Genomic DNA, 15092 nt, shown 5'->3' on the forward strand with positions numbered 1-15092 from the left:
TTCCCCTTTTTGCTCCGTTCTACGCTGGGCTCAGAGCAGCGCTTCAAGTGCTTGCGCCTGCTGCTTCAGCGCCTCGATCCGCTGGCGAATGCGGGCGCTTCTCCGCGTCTCCATCCACGCCAGCCATGCCTCCATCCCTTCGCCGGAGCGCGCCGATACCTGGATCACCTCGATATCGGGATTGACCCGGCGGGCGTAGTCGATACAGGCCTCGACATCGAAATCCAGGTGCGGCAGAAGGTCGATCTTGTTCAACAACATCAGGTCGGCGGCATGGAACATGTCCGGGTACTTGAGCGGCTTATCTTCACCCTCGGTCACCGACAGAATCGCGACCTTGTGCGCCTCGCCCAGATCGAACGCCGCCGGGCATACCAGATTGCCCACGTTCTCGATAAACAGCACACCGCCGTCGAGATGGTCGAGCCGCTCCAGGGCGTGGCCCACCATGTGCGCATCCAGATGACAGCCCTTGCCGGTATTGATCTGTACCGCCTGCGCACCGGTGGCGCGGATACGGTCGGCATCGTTAGCGGTCTGCTGATCACCCTCGATCACCGCCAACGGCAGTCGCTTGCCCAGCTGTTTGATGGTGCGGGTCAGCAGGGTAGTCTTCCCGGAGCCGGGGCTGGATACCAGGTTCAGGGCGAACAGCGACAGGGCATCGAAACGGGCGCGGTTCTGCGCCGCATAGCCGTCATTCTTGCCCAGAATATCCTGCTCTATCTGCACCATCCGGGACTGACTCAGCCCCGGTGCATGGGCATGGGCCGGCCCCCGGCCGTAGTGCAGGTTCTGCCCCTCGGCGAGCAGGGGCGAATGATCGTCGTTCTGGCCATGGCCATGTGCATGATCATGTTCGTGAGGATGATCATGGCTGTGGGAGTGATCATGATGGTGGTGATGCCCCTCGATCCGGGTTTCACCCTCGCCGCAACCGCATACGGTACACATAACTACTCTACCTCCAGCTCTTTTATTCTCAGTTCGTCGCCGCGCGTCACCTGCAGCTGATAGCTGCCACACTTGCTGCAGCTGTCGTAGCGCTGGGTAATCGGCACCGTCGCGGCACAGGCCAGGCACCAGGCCTCACCCGGCAGCTCGATGATATCGAGCCGGGCGTGCTCGGCCAGAGTACCGCGGGTCACCGCATCGAAGCAGAATCGAAGCGACTCCTGCTCCACTGCCGCCAGCGGGCCGATCTCCAGCCAGACCCTTTTGACCCGAGTGTACCCCTGAACCGACGCCTGCTCCTCGAGCGTCTGAACTATGCCCTCGGCAATCGACATCTCATGCATCTTGCAGTGTCACTCCAAATCCAACGCAGGGATCGATCGACAGTATCAGATCTTGGGCCAACGCCTGAGCCCTACTGCGCTCGATTTTGACCCCCATCAGGCGTTGTAACACTATCCCGTCAGTATGGAAGTTCCAATCGGTAGGGGCCAATATCTGCCAGCGCCCGACCCGCTCGCCATCCAGCTCTACGCGGTGCAGCAGCCAGCCACGTGCGGTCATCGCCCAACCGTATCCAACGCCGTTGCCGCTGCGATTGTGACCAGGGGGACTCTCCGGTGAAGGCTCGGCCAGTTGCGCGAACGCTGCGTCAACCTGGTCGAGTAGTGCCCGCAGCGCAAGACCGATCACCTGGTCGGCTGCCGATACGCTGGCTGCGGCGGCGGCCGGTCCGCTATGGCGGCATACGTCCTCCAGTAACGGTGCCGTACAAAACTCCCCCCCCCGCTCGCGTTCCAGGGCGCAGATGAGCGGATCGGTCAGCGTAGGCGTCAGAACCGGGACCGCACCGCCCAACTCAATGCCCTGCCAACACCTTACTCGGGTCTCCAGCCAGTGCCGCTCCTCAGCGGGTGTACGCCTGATCAGCCGCCACCAGTGTTGCAGCCCGGCGATCGCCGCTTCAACATCAGCACAGGGCCTATCCAACGATGCTTGCAGCCGCGCCAGTACGCGCTGACCGAGTCGTATGCCGTCGCGCAGCTCTGCATCCGTCGTTCCCGGATAGCGCCAATCCTGCAACAGTCGCAACAGGCTTTCCCGTACCCGCTCCGCAGCCACCACGCGTACACGCCGCCTACTCTCCTCTTGAGCAACCGGTTCTGCCCTGGCCTGCTCCAGCGCCCTCGCTCCGGCGACCTGATGTGCATGGCGGCAGATCGAGAACAGCGCACCGATCATCGCCAACGCCGCCTCCGGTGTCTGTCCTTTAAGCAGTTGGCAGATCGCATTAACGGGCCGCGTCAGCTCCAGCTCGACGCCAGCGATACGCCCCTGTCCGTTGATTTGCTGATAGGTAAGAGCCACCTGCAGCCGTCCGGCGGACAAAGGATGCATACTCAGCCCCGCATGGCCCGGCGAAACAGCGCCCGGCGTCCGGGGTTATCCAATTGCTCCTCGTGACTGTCAGCAGCCGCTGGAGCAGGAGTTGCGAACAACAGATCGGCGATCTCCATAGCCAGGGCTCGCGCCTCGTCCTGGGAGTTCAGACCGCTGGTATCGGACAGCAGTGAGGCACTGGCGAAGCGTCCCAGATCCTCCACCTGCGCCACCACGCCCTCATACTCCCCCGAGGGTAATACCAGCACGCAGGTCTCCCCTTTATCCGGCAACTCCCGCGCATCCGCCGGGCGCCAAATCAGGTTCAGACACCAGGGCGTAATCAGCACTCCCGCCTCCAGATCGTGATCGAGGCAGTGCCACACCGCCATCTCAACGCTGAGCAGGGCGTTATAGAATGGCAAGCCGGCCATCCGCGCATCCGCCGCACGATAGTGCTGCTGCAACCCTTGCTTCAGTGGAGACATCACGCCACCACCATGAACTGGTCGCGCTCGCCGTCGCACTGCGGGCAGCACCAATGCTCGGGCAGTTCGGCAAAGGGGGTGCCCGGCGCAATCTGCCACACCTCATCGCCCACCGCCGGATCGTACTGATACCAACAGATCTTGCACTCGAGTTTTGCATCGGGCGACAACCGCTCGTTATTGCCCAGGTAGCTGCCTTCGAACTGGGTCGTCATACCAGCACCTCGCGCATCTCGCGCAGCCGCTCCGAGGAATCCTCAAGATCCTCCTTCGCGGCACAGGCCACCTGCGGTACCTCGACCACTTCCAGCGTATCCAGAATCAGCTGATCGGTACTGTTGAAGTACTGCACACGCCAGATACCGGGCACGGCAGTGGAGCCGATCCGGCAGTTGCCATAGCCGCGGGACAGGATCACCACCGGGCCCTGACCGAGGCTGTTGGCCAAGAACGTGTGATCTTCGGGCGAAAACGGCAGTAACGACAGGTTGATCACGTGAGGCAGTTCGCGCGGCGTTGTTTGGTGTCTGCGTGCCACATCGAACAGCTCGACCAGCACGGGGCCTGCATTCAATATCCCTTCCGGCAGATCCCCCTCGCCCACCGTCGGCACTTCAGTCGTACTGAAAGCGCTTTGTCGCACCAGCTCGGGCAGATCCGCCACCTCCAGCCACTGTCGCTCAAGCTGGCCGCTGCTATCGACCTGCTGTAACCACCAGAGTCCGGCCAGTACCGTCTCCTGTGCCCGCACCCGGATATCCGCGCCGATCTGCAGCGCCACCTCCCCCTCGCCCAGCACCTGATACAACAGAGCACGGTCGGCTTCGGCAAGCAGATCCAGCGACAGCGTTCGCGTCGACATACCGGGACGGTATGCATCCAGCGCCTCCTGCACCTGTGCCAACAACGCCAGCACCCGAGGCGCCTGGGCAACCTCCTCGGATTCAGGCAGGCGCGGCAGTTCGAAGGTGTGCATCTCCTTCGGCATCGGCATATAGCTGAGGCTATCCGCTTCCGAGCGTGAGCCGGGACCGCTCGCCTGGGTCAAAGAGGGGGTTAGATCAAACAGAGGAATATCCGATTTCATGCAGTTACCTCAATGTCCACAGGGGGTCGAAGCATTATTGGCAACCACCGGTATGCCGATGCCGGGATTACGCTGTGGTTCAGTGACGAGGATCCGCTCGATCTCGCGCCGATACTCATCCCAGTTGTGTACCCGCGACAAGGCTCCCAGATAACGCCCCTGTTTGAGGAACACCAGCGTCGGCCAGGCGTTGAAGTTATAGCGTCCCTGCAACCGGTGCTCGCTCTCCGGGTCGACAAGCGCGGCGCTGAGCTGCGGAAACTGCTTGAGCAGTTCAGGCAGGATCACCGCCACATCGAGACTCTCGGGGAAGCGGCTCGGGTTACCGGCGAAAAACAGCACGCTGAACGGCTGGGCTTCGATGAAAGCATCGACACTTTCGTGCTCCAGCCGCGGGTAGCCGTAACGGCTGGTCAACTGCTCCAGCAGTGGATGGGTCATCTTCCGTTATCCTCTTTGTGTCCGTCATTCAGATCCGGCTGCAGATGTGGCGGCAGCTGCGGTGTACGTCCAACCAGATCGGCAAACAGTGCATCGATAGCGGCAATATCGCCGCGTGCGCCTGCGTCTAACGCCTGAAGCGCCTGGGCAACCTGCCTGGCGCGCTCAGCGCTGATCTTTTCTCGTGCAGCCTCCAGAAAGACCAGCAGCCAGTCATCCGGTACCGGCATTTCAATCAGCCGGATATCGATCCAATGCTGCTCATCCCCGGAGGTGCAGAGCGCCCTCTCCCCCTCCACTACCCTCACCTGCATCGGGATCCCGATACACATCTCAAGACTCGTCCGACACGGGTGTGAACAGGTTCATGAAACGCACATCGCCGTGTCGAAATGCTTCAACGCTGTCGGGCCGCCCCTGTTCGTAGCGCTCCAGTGCCAGTTGCTGGGGTGAAAGCTCCTCGTGCGATTCGAGAGCAGTTTCGTCAGCCAACGGCAGGATGCCCAGCGACGCGAGATATTCGAGCGCCAGCTCAATAGCCGGATCAAGCTGGGCACGTACACTACTGGTCAGACTGCCGCCGAAATCCTCCAACAGCTCGGGTTGTACGCCGATCAGCATCAGCTCGCGAGGGTATTGGCCAGTGAGTTCGGCCATGGCCAGCACCTCCTGGAAGCCGGTCTGATGCAGGCTCATGCGCTTGGCGCCCATGAACTTTGGCACCTCCTCATCGCGGACGACCTTAAGCGTTCCGGGCTTCAGGCCATAGTCGATGGCGTCAAATACGATCAGAACGTCCGACTCCTGGAGATGCTGAACCAGGTAGATCCCCAGAGTACCGCCGTCCAGCAATTTCACCTGCTCAGCAAAGCGGTAGTGCTGATTCAGCCGCTCGACGCAGCGCACACCGAACCCCTCATCGGCCCAAAGCAGATTGCCTATACCGAGAATCAAAACACGGTCTGTCGTCATTGCCCTCATCCATCAGCGAAATGTGCAACGAGCCGCACCGGATTTCCGACCGGAGCAACGTTCAATTCGACAGACAGGTACAAGTAGCGTGCCAGTTGAGGCAAAGTACGTTGCACCACCTGTTACAGCAGGCGTTACAGCTGATGCAGTCACCATGGGACGCAATCATTCTTTCCAGCTAAAGGCCATTTTGCATACCAAGCTTCCACCCTTTCGGATAGACGGATAAAACTGCGCCGTTAACCCGGACTCAATTACTGGTCCCGACCGGGAGCGCAATCAGCTATAATCGCCCGAACTTCATTCGGTTACGTACCGGCGTGTTCATCTTCATCCGACACCGACGCCCCTATATGACAAGATTTTTTCTACCGCTTTTACTGCTGACACAGAGCCCATTGCTGTACGCCGACCTCCTTGACGTGTTCAAGGATGAGCAGGGACGCACCAAGTGGCAGTGGGTCGCCAACTTTTCCAGCGGCGTGCTGATCATTCTGCTCACCATTGTCGTCATCGTCCTGTTCGTGACCTGGCTGCGCGCGCGACGCTACAACCGCGCACTGGAAGAGATCCGTTCGAATCTGGAGCAGCGGGTCCGTGAGCGTACCGCCAAGCTGGAACAGGAGGTTTCAGAGCATGTCGTGACCACGCGCATGCTGAAGGCATCGAAAGCCTATATCCAAAACATCCTGCGCTCGATGCCACTGGTCCTGGTCGGCCTGGATCGCCAGGGCACGATCACTCACTGGAACCTGCGCGCCGAGGAGATCTCAGGCATCCAGGCCGACGATGCCATCGGCCGGAATCTGTGGTCGATCTACTCCGACATCACCGTATCGCCGCGCCATATAGAACAGGCCCTGGACAACGGGGAAACGATCACCCTGCGCCACAGCCAACCGGGCAGCTATCACTTCGACATCACCGTCTACCCGCTGCAGGACTATGACGAACCGGGCGTGGTTATCCTGGTCGACGACGTCACCAAGCGCGTCATTGCCGAAAATATGCTGATCCACCACGACAAGCTCTCCTCCATGGGCGAGTTGGCAACCGCCATGGCCAACGATATCAATACGCCGCTGCAGGCGATTCTGTTCGACCTGCGCAGCTTCCAGGGCATTTTGGCGTCGGGCAGGCTGCTGCCTGAGGGTAACCAGCAAGGTCCGGAGAGCGAAAAGATTCAGCAGATATTGGACAACGCCTCGAAAAGCGGCAAACAGGTGGAGTCGATCATCCGCAACCTGCTGGAGTTTGCGCGCGGCCGTGCCGACAAGCCGCAGCAGGCCAATGTGATCGATATTCTGGAGCATTCGCTGGAACAGTCACGCGAAGTGCTGTCACTGCCCGACACCTTCCCCTTCAGCAGCATACGGATCGAGCGTCACTTCGAGCCCGAGCTGCCGCTGATCCCCTGTTACGTCACCGAGCTGCAACAGGTGTTTCTCAGTCTGTTCCGTCACGCCTACAAGTCGCTTACCGAGAAACGGGCACCGGGATATACACCGACGATCGCGCTATACGTTGCCAGGAGTTTCGACGCGCTGTCGATCCGTATACAACACAACGGTGTCGAACTGACCGATGACGAGCAGATGTTCCTGTTCGAGCCCTTCACCCAGGACAGTGACGCCGGCCAAGCGACTGCCAGCGCGAATAAGCGACTCTCTTTCGCGCACTTTGTCATAACAGAGCAGCACCGGGGCCACATGGCGGTCACGTCGAATGCCAAAGACGGGACCACCTTCCATATCCAGCTGGACCTGGTCTGAGTTGTTGATCTGAGTTAACTGCCGCCCTGCTCGGAGTGATGGCTGATGAAATCGGCTGTCACTTTATCCATCGTCGCCACGTGATTGAGCAGCCAGTTCGGCAGCAGCGATAGATACTCCCTCAGATGCCCCAGATCGCCGGAAGCCTTCCACTGTCGGCATGCCTGTTCGATCTGGGCCAGCACCCGCTCATGCTCGTTGCGATGTACGGGATAGGCAGGGAAGTCGACCCTCAGCATCTCCCGCTCCTCATGCGCGAAATGCTCCCGATTGTGTTCATATAATTGATTTAGCGTTGCGCTGATCGCTTGCCGGTCAAGCGCTGCGAGCAATCCCTGCGGAGCGGTCAACTGCTCGAGCTGCTCAATCAACTCTACCGCCTGCGCGTGATCAGCGTTCATGAACGCCAATGCCACCTCTGGCAAAACCAGCCGCTGAACATCGGACATAGAACACCTCATAAAAACGAAGGGAAGGAGTGACCAATATTAATGCATCTGATAAGCAACAATATTGAGCATCATCAACCCTCGGTTTCGAAATAGGCCTGTTGCCTTTCATCGACTAAAGGCGTAATCAGCGGCGCTTTTGCGATATGGATTTGGCAGGATCAATGGCGAATCTTATTAGACTTATGGCTAGAACGACCCCAAAACGGCGCCTGTTCACTTAATTTCGGTATATCGCAAGCCCCGCTTTCGGTACAATGCAACGCCAAAAAAATACTCATCAAGAAGTAGCAGTTTTGTTGATTAGGGCGATCACAAGTCACCTTTTCGAACATCTTCGGCCACACCAGCCATATCACACTGGGGAAAAGAATGACGACATCAAATCAGAAAATCGTTTACACCATTACCGATGAAGCGCCGGCACTTGCAACACAGTCTCTGTTGCCGATCGTACGCTCCTTCGCTGCCGCGGCCGGCATCGAAGTGGAAACCAGTGACATCTCCGTCGCTGCCCGTGTTCTCGCGACTTTTCCGGAGCGCCTGAGCGAAGATCAGCGTGTAGCGGACGCCCTGGCCGAACTGGGCGCATTGACCCAGGATCCTTCAGCCAACATCATCAAACTCCCCAATATCAGCGCCTCCGTTCCGCAGCTGCGTGCCGCCATCGCCGAGCTGCAGTCTCAGGGCTACGACATACCCAGCTTCCCGGACGAAGCGAACACCGACGAAGAGAAAGAGATCAAGGCGCGTTACAGCAAGATCCTCGGCAGCGCGGTAAACCCGGTTCTGCGCGAAGGCAACTCCGATCGCCGCGCACCGGCCGCCGTCAAGGCCTATGCACGCAAGTTCCCGCACTCCATGGGCAAATGGAGCAAGGCCTCCCAGTCCCACGCCGATTACATGCGTAGCGGTGACTTCTTCTCCAGCGAGCAGTCGATCACCATGCCGGAAGCGGGTGATGTACGTATCGAGTTTGTCGGCAAAGACGGCAGCGTCGAGGTCAAGAAAGAGCTGAGCCTGCAGCAGGGCGAAGTGCTCGACAGCATGTTCATGAGCTGCAAGGCGTTGCGTGACTTCTTCGAAGATACGTTGAACGATTGCAAAGAGACCGGCGTCATGTGGTCCCTGCACGTTAAGGCAACCATGATGAAGGTGTCTCACCCCATCGTGTTCGGCCATGCTGTCACCGTGTACTACAAGGACCTGTTCGAGAAGCACGGCGAACTGTTCCACGAGATCGGCGTTAACCCGAACAACGGTCTGTCCAGCGTTTACGACAAGATCAAGAGCCTGCCGGACTCCAAGCAGGAAGAGATCCTGCAGGATATCCACGACTGCTACGCCGACCGTCCGGAGATGGCGATGGTCGACTCCGTCAAGGGGATCACCAACCTGCACATCCCGAGTGACGTAATCGTCGACGCCTCCATGCCGGCGATGATCCGCAACTCCGGCCAGATGTGGGGCCGCGACGGCAAGCAGAAGGACACCAAGGCGGTGATGCCGGAGAGCACCTATGCTCGCATCTACCAGGAGATGATCAACTTCTGCAAAACCAACGGCGCCTTCGACCCGACCACCATGGGCACCGTGCCGAACGTAGGCCTGATGGCGCAGAAAGCGGAAGAATATGGTTCGCACGACAAGACTTTCGAAATGAAAGCGGACGGCACCATGCGTGTGGTCAACGCCGCGAACGGCGAAGTGCTGATGCAGCACGAAGTGGAGAAAGGCGACATCTGGCGTGCCTGCCAGACCAAAGACGCGCCGATCCGCGACTGGGTCAAGCTGGCCGTTACCCGCGCCCGCCAGTCCGAAACCCCTGCCATCTTCTGGCTGGACCCGGAACGCGCCCACGACATGCAGCTCAAAGCCAAGGTCGAAGAGTACCTGGACGAGCACGATACCGATGGTCTCGACATCTACATCATGGGCTACAACGAAGCGATCCGCTTCTCCATGGAGCGCCTGATCCGCGGTCAGGACACCATCTCCGTCACCGGTAACGTACTGCGCGACTACCTGACCGACCTGTTCCCGATCATGGAGCTGGGCACCTCAGCCAAGATGCTGTCCATCGTTCCGCTGATGGCTGGCGGCGGTATGTACGAAACCGGTGCCGGCGGTTCCGCACCGAAGCACGTACAACAGTTGCTGGAAGAGAACCACCTGCGTTGGGATTCCCTCGGCGAATTCCTGGCCCTGGCGGTCTCCCTCGACGAGATGGGTATCAAGAACGACAACAAGCGTGCCCGCGTGCTGGGTCAGGCGCTGGACAAGGCGACCGGCAAGCTGCTGGAGAACAACAAGTCTCCGTCACGCAAGACCGGCGAGCTGGACAACCGCGGCAGCCACTTCTATCTGGCGATGTACTGGGCTCAGGAACTGGCCGCACAGAGCGAGGACGCCGAACTGGCCGCGATCTTCAAGCCGCTGGCTGAAGGTATGACCGCCAACGAGCAGAAGATTCTCGACGAACTGGCCAGCGTTCAGGGCAGTGCAGTTGAGATCGGTGGTTACTACCATCCGGATCTGGCCAAGATGGCTACCGTGATGCGCCCGAGCGCAACACTGAATGGTCTGCTGGACTCCCTGAACGTCTAAGACTGGTCTTCGTCAGACCGCTCGGCTTAACGCTGAATAAAAACCGGACACTGCAAAGTGTCCGGTTTTTTTATGTCGATCAGCCGGGTGACGCAACTTAGCAATCTTTTAAGTATTTATAAGCATACTCCTAACAGCACACGCTCATTGCCGGCGCTACTCTGTACCCGTCGATCACCGGATCGACACCTAAGCATCGACAGACTTGGACGGAGAGGCTCCAGATGAAGGCTTTGATTCCGCTCGCAATGAGCGTACTGATCATATCCACCGGTGTCGCCGCGCAGCCGGCAACCGACGAACTTGACCGCGGGCGCTACCTGATCGAGGTCGGCGGCTGCAACGACTGCCACACACCCGGTTACTCGCAATCGATGGGTAAAACCGCGGAACAGGATTGGCTGCTGGGCAGTGACGTCGGTTTCGCCGGCCCCTGGGGTGTAAGTTACGCCGCAAACCTGCGCCTTACGGCGGATGCAATGACACTGCAGCAGTGGCTGGATCGCATTTCGGCCGGCGGGTTGCCGCCGATGCCCTGGCCCGCACTACAGGCAATGACCGAGAAGGATAAGAGCGCCCTCTTCCATTACATCCGGGACCTGGGAGCCAAGGGTAACGCTTCGCCTGCCGCGCTGCCGCCGGGCGCCGTCATCACGACACCCTACGTATCACTGGAGCCGATCTTCCCGGAAGCGGTGGCGAGTGACCGCTAACCCTCTGCGTGCAGCTCTACGGGGCGGCGTAGCTGAAGGTGAAACCGCCCCCGGCCACTCTTCTCCAGCGAAATAGCCGCACAGCGTTCCCGCAGGCGCCTGGACAACAGCAGTAGGCGCGCATCGAGGTTGTCGGTTATATCCGGCAGCGGGATCTCCTGCGCGAGACGGAGTTCACGGTTACTGAACTCCGTGCGCCCCTGCTCGGCGTGCCTGGCCAACAGGTACCAGAGAATCGCCCCCGCCACCCCTTTGATCAGGTATTCGTTATCGAAGAAGATGCTGTGGTCACGCGGGTAATACCTGACCTGAAGTGTCTCCCCGCCCGCCGCTACCGGCACAGGATTCGACGACATCGCCTCCGGTACCGGATGGTCCAAGAGCTGAAGGCGCAACCGCCCCATAGCCTCCCCCGCCTGGGCACAGATCGCGACCAGCGCATCTTCGATGTCATAACCAAACTGGCACTCCTGCTCGCTCTCCGCGTAAAGCACACCAAGCAGTTCATCGTTGCACAGGATCGGTACGGCGATCTGGCTGGCCGGCGCATCCAGGCCCGGCATCGGGATGCGCGCCTCCAGCTGTCGAGCCAGGCCATCACTGATCGCCTGCTCACGTACGGTACGGCTGTACACATACTCGGACGCTGCAAACATGATCCGTATCGGCACCCGCTCGCGTGCAGCAACGCCGATGACGCCGACCCCCATGGGTATCTCGGCACCGACGCCGGAGCGGCCGTAACCGCGACTGGCCAGGGTATACAATTTATTGCCCGGCAGATCGGCCATCAACAGCATGCTGTACTGGATCTGCAGATGACGATCCAGTGCACCGAGCAGGTTATCCACCAGATCCTCCAGCGAGCCATAACTTGTGATCGCGCCAACACAATGGCGCAAAGCAGGCAACAGGGCAGGCCCGTATTGGGCCGGTGGCAACTCGCGTCCGGGCAGGTGCTCGATTTCGAGCACTCGGTAGAGATCGACACCACGCAGGTGGAACACCCCCTCCATCCCTTCGTGGGAGGCGATGCCGGCGAGCTTGGCCCGCATTCTCTCGAACAGAGGCCCCGAGGTTTCGGTTTTCAGATAGTGGATGGTGAGCTGGTAACGCGCTGCCGTGTAGGGATCCATCATCAACACCGATGCTATCGGATTGGCCAGGATGTTTTCCCGCGTCTTGTTGAAGAACTGAAACGATAACGCGATATGGCGACTGTCCACGTACATGGTCTGTGACACGTAGGTCACGTTCGGCATGCCGTCGGCGCCGCAGGTGGCCACGGCACAGGGCACAATGCCCTCCAGACAGTCCCGCATCTTCTCGAGCGTCCAGCTCATGACAGTTCAACTCCCAAGGGAATAGGATCACCGGCACTATTGCCGGGAGTCTGCTTAAAGGCGGTGATCGGTGTGAAGCTGACCGTCAGCAGATCGTCCGGTTCGCAACTGAACAGTGTACGAACAAAGATCTCCTGTACATTAAAGCGCTGAACCTTGGCCGCAAAGGTCTGGATGTAGGGTGCGAGCAATGCCCGATCCTCCTCAGTCGCTTCGGCGATCTCAGCATCGACACCCTTCAGCTGCAGGGTCTTGTTATCCTCGGGATTACTGAATACGGCGGCGATTAGCGGGTTGCAGGCGAGCGCCCGCAGCAACTGCTCCGACCGGGAAGCCGACAGCAGAATCCTGACCCGCGTTCGTTCTTCGTTGACGCTGCAAACCAACCCTCTGGTCAGGGTCGGACGGGATTGTTCGGTTACCGCCGCCACATGGATCGACTGCTGGCCTGAAATGAATGCGGCCACAGAAGGGTCCAGCGGCGCAGAAGAAAGAGTAGACACCATGGGATACCCGACGGAATAGACACTCTGAATGCCCACATTATCCGTCAAGAATTTCCGGCTGGGAATCACCCCAGCCGGCGCTATGTCAAGCCGCGCTCTCGTCCTGCTCAGCGGTCCCGGTCATCACCAGAGCCAGCAGACGATCGAGGTAGGTATCCTCCAGACGGCCACGCAGGGCAAGGAGCAGCTGATTGAACGCATCGGGCGGCATCTGCACTGAGAGGGCATGCAGCAACTCGATACGCTCGGAATGAGCGATATAGGTCAACATCCCGATCAACGAATCGAACTGCTCATCGGGCGTCAACGACTCCACCAACTGCTTTTCGATCGCCAGGATCTGCTCGTCGCTGAAATGCTCCCAGAGTATGCGTGCATTCAGCGTCTCCTCCACATGCATATGTTGAAGATTTTCGGCAACAAAGATCGCCAGATTGCGATAGAGCTGCAGCAGCGGAGCCTGACCACCCGCTTCGGTCACTTCCAGTACCGCGCGTACGTCCCCCCTCAACCGACTGATCGCCCGCTCATGCTCCAGGTGGTCTTCGGCAGTGATCAGATGAAGATTGGGCCGCTCAGCAAGAATCGCTTTATGGATGAAGTTGTTTTCGTGCTCCAGATGAGCCTGACAAAGCGCCAGTAACTCGATTACGCGATCCAGCTCTCGGCGTACCGCCAGGGAATCGGCATCATCGACCCGACCAACAGCGACCAGCACATCAAACATGTTGGCCCGCAACGCCTTATGGATCAGGGTATAGATGTTGTAGCGACCATGTTGCATCTCGCACCTCCGCAATAAATTATCGACAGAGGCTAGATTAGGCGGAAGCGACAAACGCCGTTGTGAAGAGAAAGTTCGCGAAGTGTTAAAAGAATATTAAACGGGCAAACGATGCAGCGAACTCGGTCTGGCGTGCCTTAACGGGCACGCCAGATCGACGCTCACTCCGCCAGGCGCGGATCGACTCTCGACACCTGCTCCGGGCCACGATAATGGTGGTGCCGATTCAGCCGCCTTTCCAGCACGCGGAATCCTCCGATCATGATCGCACTGATCAGCAGGTAGAGCATGCCGGCAGCGAAGAAGATCTCCAGCGGTGTATAGGTACGCGCGATGATCGTACGCGCGGCGCCGGTAATATCGAGCAGGGTAATGGTGGACGCCAGAGAGCTGCCCTTGAGCATCAATATCAGCTCGTTGCCATAGGCCGGCAGCACGATACCGAAGGCACGGGGCAGCACGATCCGCCGCACCTTCAGCGCATGACTCATACCAAAGGCGTCGGCAGCCTCCAGCTCACCCTTGGGAATCGCCTGGATCGCCCCCCGGATCAGCTCGGCCGAATAGGCCGCGGTATTCAGCGTGAACGCGATGATCGCACACCAGTAGGGCTCACGCAGGATCGGCCAGAGCGCCGACTCACGTACCGCCTCGAATTGGGATGAGCCGTAGTAGATCAGGAAGATCTGCACCAGCAGCGGCGTACCGCGAAAGAAAAAGATATAGGCAAAGGGTAAGGCCCTGAGCCAGACCCTGGATGATGTCCGCATCAGCGCCAGCGGCACGGCAAGCAGCAAGCCGGCGATGCCAGAGACGAACACCAACTGCAGCGTGACCCAGACCCCATCGAGCAGACGTGGGAAGTGCTCAATGATGACATCCCAGTTCCAATTCATGCCCTTGCCCCCCGCGCGGCCGGATCGGCCCTGCGCTCAAGCCAGGTAGTCATCGACGTCGACAGTATGGTCAGTCCCAGATAGATCAAAGCAGCCGCCATGTAGAAAGTAAAAGGTTGCTTGGTGGATCCGGTGGCAACATAGGCCTGGCGCATGATATCGCTAAGGCCTACCACCGAAACCAGCGCGGTATCCTTGAGCAACACCTGAAACAGGTTACCCAGCCCCGGCAGCGCCAGTCGCCACACCTGCGGCAGGATGATGCGGAAAAACACCTTCAGCGGCGTCATGCCCAACGCCTGCGCCGACTCCCACTGCCCCTTGGGAATCGCCTGGATAGCAGCCCTGAACACCTCCGTCGAGTAGGCGCCGAAGGCGATGGACAGTGCCGCCACCCCCGCTGCGAATGCGCTGATCTCGATATACTCGTCGTAACCGAAGTTGGAGGCGATCGCCATCAACACCATCGAGCCGCCGAAGTAGATCGTCAGCACCAGCAGCAGTTCGGGTATACCGCGCACGAAGGTTGTATATAGGGTTGCCAGCGTACGGGCGATCCAGCTACCGGACAGTTTGGCCGATGCCCCGATCAGCCCGAAGATCAGGCCAAAACAGAGGCTGGTCAGCGCCAGTTTTATAGTGACCCAGGTGCCCGACAGCAGAAGATCACCGAATCCGAGAAGATCCATTAAACCGCTTC

The 15092-nt window shown here is 59.4% G+C and carries 18 protein-coding genes; 3 read left to right on the forward strand and 15 right to left on the reverse strand.

The window, feature by feature from the left end:
* Positions 1–30: 30 nt before the first annotated feature.
* From hypB to IEX40_RS00220, 9 genes are read right to left on the reverse strand one after another with little or no spacing between them, the layout of a single operon-like run.
* Complete coding sequence (gene hypB / locus IEX40_RS00180) at positions 31–954, reverse strand: hydrogenase nickel incorporation protein HypB (RefSeq protein WP_188745093.1); 924 nt, start codon at positions 952–954, stop codon at positions 31–33.
* A 2-nt stretch (positions 955–956) separates the two neighbouring features.
* On the reverse strand, positions 957–1289 hold the full coding sequence (gene hypA / locus IEX40_RS00185) for a hydrogenase maturation nickel metallochaperone HypA (RefSeq protein ID WP_229680420.1): 333 nt from the start codon (positions 1287–1289) through the stop codon (positions 957–959).
* 1 nt (position 1290) lies between these two features.
* The gene (locus tag IEX40_RS00190; protein WP_188745095.1) at positions 1291–2352 is read right to left on the reverse strand and encodes a nickel-dependent hydrogenase large subunit; all 1062 of its coding nucleotides are present in this window, start codon (positions 2350–2352) and stop codon (positions 1291–1293) included.
* A gap of 2 nt (positions 2353–2354) precedes the next feature.
* Positions 2355–2822 carry a [NiFe]-hydrogenase assembly chaperone HybE gene (gene hybE / locus IEX40_RS00195; protein ID WP_188745096.1) on the reverse strand — a complete coding sequence of 156 codons (468 nt, stop codon included), beginning with the start codon at positions 2820–2822 and terminating at the stop codon, positions 2355–2357.
* A complete protein-coding gene (locus IEX40_RS00200; protein WP_188745097.1) occupies positions 2822–3037 on the reverse strand; it encodes a rubredoxin in 216 nt (71 codons plus the stop codon). Before IEX40_RS00200 ends, hybE begins: the two co-directional genes overlap by 1 nt.
* Positions 3034–3909, reverse strand: a complete 876-nt coding sequence (locus IEX40_RS00205) for a hydrogenase expression/formation protein (protein WP_188745098.1) — start codon at positions 3907–3909, stop codon at positions 3034–3036. Before IEX40_RS00205 ends, IEX40_RS00200 begins: the two co-directional genes overlap by 4 nt.
* Before the next feature lie 9 nt (positions 3910–3918).
* Positions 3919–4350: a thioredoxin domain-containing protein gene (locus IEX40_RS00210; RefSeq protein WP_188745099.1), complete on the reverse strand. Its 432-nt coding sequence runs from the start codon at positions 4348–4350 to the stop codon at positions 3919–3921.
* Positions 4347–4682, reverse strand: a complete 336-nt coding sequence (gene hypC, locus IEX40_RS00215) for a HypC/HybG/HupF family hydrogenase formation chaperone (RefSeq protein ID WP_188745100.1) — start codon at positions 4680–4682, stop codon at positions 4347–4349. Before hypC ends, IEX40_RS00210 begins: the two co-directional genes overlap by 4 nt.
* A 1-nt stretch (position 4683) precedes the next feature.
* Entirely contained in the window at positions 4684–5322 is a 639-nt protein-coding gene (locus tag IEX40_RS00220) for a HyaD/HybD family hydrogenase maturation endopeptidase (RefSeq protein WP_188745101.1), read from the reverse strand.
* A gap of 353 nt (positions 5323–5675) precedes the next feature.
* Between IEX40_RS00220 and IEX40_RS00225 the strand changes: the two genes are divergently transcribed.
* Positions 5676–7094: a two-component system sensor histidine kinase NtrB gene (locus tag IEX40_RS00225; protein WP_188745102.1), complete on the forward strand. Its 1419-nt coding sequence runs from the start codon at positions 5676–5678 to the stop codon at positions 7092–7094.
* A gap of 14 nt (positions 7095–7108) precedes the next feature.
* Here IEX40_RS00225 and IEX40_RS00230 read toward each other — a convergent pair whose 3' ends face one another.
* Complete coding sequence (locus IEX40_RS00230) at positions 7109–7543, reverse strand: bacteriohemerythrin (RefSeq protein ID WP_188745103.1); 435 nt, start codon at positions 7541–7543, stop codon at positions 7109–7111.
* A gap of 372 nt (positions 7544–7915) precedes the next feature.
* Between IEX40_RS00230 and IEX40_RS00235 the strand changes: the two genes are divergently transcribed.
* Both IEX40_RS00235 and IEX40_RS00240 read left to right on the forward strand, forming a co-directional pair.
* A complete protein-coding gene (locus tag IEX40_RS00235) occupies positions 7916–10150 on the forward strand; it encodes an NADP-dependent isocitrate dehydrogenase (RefSeq protein ID WP_188745104.1) in 2235 nt (744 codons plus the stop codon).
* Positions 10151–10374: 224 nt separating this feature from the next.
* Entirely contained in the window at positions 10375–10863 is a 489-nt protein-coding gene (locus IEX40_RS00240) for a cytochrome C (RefSeq protein ID WP_188745105.1), read from the forward strand.
* Here the strand turns inward: IEX40_RS00240 and IEX40_RS00245 are convergent.
* The 5 genes from IEX40_RS00245 to IEX40_RS00265 form a co-directional block, all read right to left on the reverse strand.
* Positions 10860–12206 (reverse strand): pyridoxamine 5'-phosphate oxidase family protein, encoded by a 1347-nt coding sequence (locus tag IEX40_RS00245; protein ID WP_188745106.1) that lies wholly within the window; start codon positions 12204–12206, stop codon positions 10860–10862. The genes IEX40_RS00240 and IEX40_RS00245 overlap by 4 nt on opposite strands.
* Positions 12203–12673, reverse strand: coding sequence for a hypothetical protein (locus tag IEX40_RS00250; protein WP_188745107.1), 471 nt, complete (start codon positions 12671–12673; stop codon positions 12203–12205). Before IEX40_RS00250 ends, IEX40_RS00245 begins: the two co-directional genes overlap by 4 nt.
* A 124-nt stretch (positions 12674–12797) precedes the next feature.
* A complete protein-coding gene (locus tag IEX40_RS00255; protein ID WP_188745108.1) occupies positions 12798–13496 on the reverse strand; it encodes a hemerythrin domain-containing protein in 699 nt (232 codons plus the stop codon).
* A 161-nt stretch (positions 13497–13657) separates the two neighbouring features.
* Entirely contained in the window at positions 13658–14392 is a 735-nt protein-coding gene (locus tag IEX40_RS00260) for an ABC transporter permease (RefSeq protein WP_188745109.1), read from the reverse strand.
* Positions 14389–15081: an ABC transporter permease gene (locus IEX40_RS00265; RefSeq protein WP_188745110.1), complete on the reverse strand. Its 693-nt coding sequence runs from the start codon at positions 15079–15081 to the stop codon at positions 14389–14391. The genes IEX40_RS00260 and IEX40_RS00265 overlap by 4 nt, the downstream gene beginning before the upstream one ends.
* Between the last annotated feature and the right edge of the window lie 11 nt (positions 15082–15092).

It is taken from the genome of Marinobacterium zhoushanense, from assembly GCF_014641945.1.
GTDB lineage: Bacteria > Pseudomonadota > Gammaproteobacteria > Pseudomonadales > Balneatricaceae > Marinobacterium_D > Marinobacterium_D zhoushanense.

Excerpts from the sequence above, each read along its gene's own strand:
- IEX40_RS00230 (WP_188745103.1), bottom strand. The coding sequence starts at position 7,543 with ATGTCCGATGTTCAGCGGCTGGTTTTGCCAGAGGTGGCATTGGCGTTC.
- IEX40_RS00200 (WP_188745097.1), bottom strand. The coding sequence starts at position 3,037 with ATGACGACCCAGTTCGAAGGCAGCTACCTGGGCAATAACGAGCGGTTG.
- IEX40_RS00240 (WP_188745105.1), top strand. The coding sequence starts at position 10,375 with ATGAAGGCTTTGATTCCGCTCGCAATGAGCGTACTGATCATATCCACC.
- IEX40_RS00220 (WP_188745101.1), bottom strand. The coding sequence starts at position 5,322 with ATGACGACAGACCGTGTTTTGATTCTCGGTATAGGCAATCTGCTTTGG.
- hypA (WP_229680420.1), bottom strand. The coding sequence starts at position 1,289 with ATGTCGATTGCCGAGGGCATAGTTCAGACGCTCGAGGAGCAGGCGTCG.
- IEX40_RS00190 (WP_188745095.1), bottom strand. The coding sequence starts at position 2,352 with ATGCATCCTTTGTCCGCCGGACGGCTGCAGGTGGCTCTTACCTATCAG.
- hypB (WP_188745093.1), bottom strand. The coding sequence starts at position 954 with ATGTGTACCGTATGCGGTTGCGGCGAGGGTGAAACCCGGATCGAGGGG.
- IEX40_RS00245 (WP_188745106.1), bottom strand. The coding sequence starts at position 12,206 with ATGAGCTGGACGCTCGAGAAGATGCGGGACTGTCTGGAGGGCATTGTG.
- IEX40_RS00255 (WP_188745108.1), bottom strand. The coding sequence starts at position 13,496 with ATGCAACATGGTCGCTACAACATCTATACCCTGATCCATAAGGCGTTG.
- IEX40_RS00225 (WP_188745102.1), top strand. The coding sequence starts at position 5,676 with ATGACAAGATTTTTTCTACCGCTTTTACTGCTGACACAGAGCCCATTG.
- IEX40_RS00235 (WP_188745104.1), top strand. The coding sequence starts at position 7,916 with ATGACGACATCAAATCAGAAAATCGTTTACACCATTACCGATGAAGCG.
- hypC (WP_188745100.1), bottom strand. The coding sequence starts at position 4,682 with ATGTGTATCGGGATCCCGATGCAGGTGAGGGTAGTGGAGGGGGAGAGG.
- hybE (WP_188745096.1), bottom strand. The coding sequence starts at position 2,822 with ATGTCTCCACTGAAGCAAGGGTTGCAGCAGCACTATCGTGCGGCGGAT.
- IEX40_RS00265 (WP_188745110.1), bottom strand. The coding sequence starts at position 15,081 with ATGGATCTTCTCGGATTCGGTGATCTTCTGCTGTCGGGCACCTGGGTC.
- IEX40_RS00205 (WP_188745098.1), bottom strand. The coding sequence starts at position 3,909 with ATGAAATCGGATATTCCTCTGTTTGATCTAACCCCCTCTTTGACCCAG.
- IEX40_RS00210 (WP_188745099.1), bottom strand. The coding sequence starts at position 4,350 with ATGACCCATCCACTGCTGGAGCAGTTGACCAGCCGTTACGGCTACCCG.
- IEX40_RS00260 (WP_188745109.1), bottom strand. The coding sequence starts at position 14,392 with ATGAATTGGAACTGGGATGTCATCATTGAGCACTTCCCACGTCTGCTC.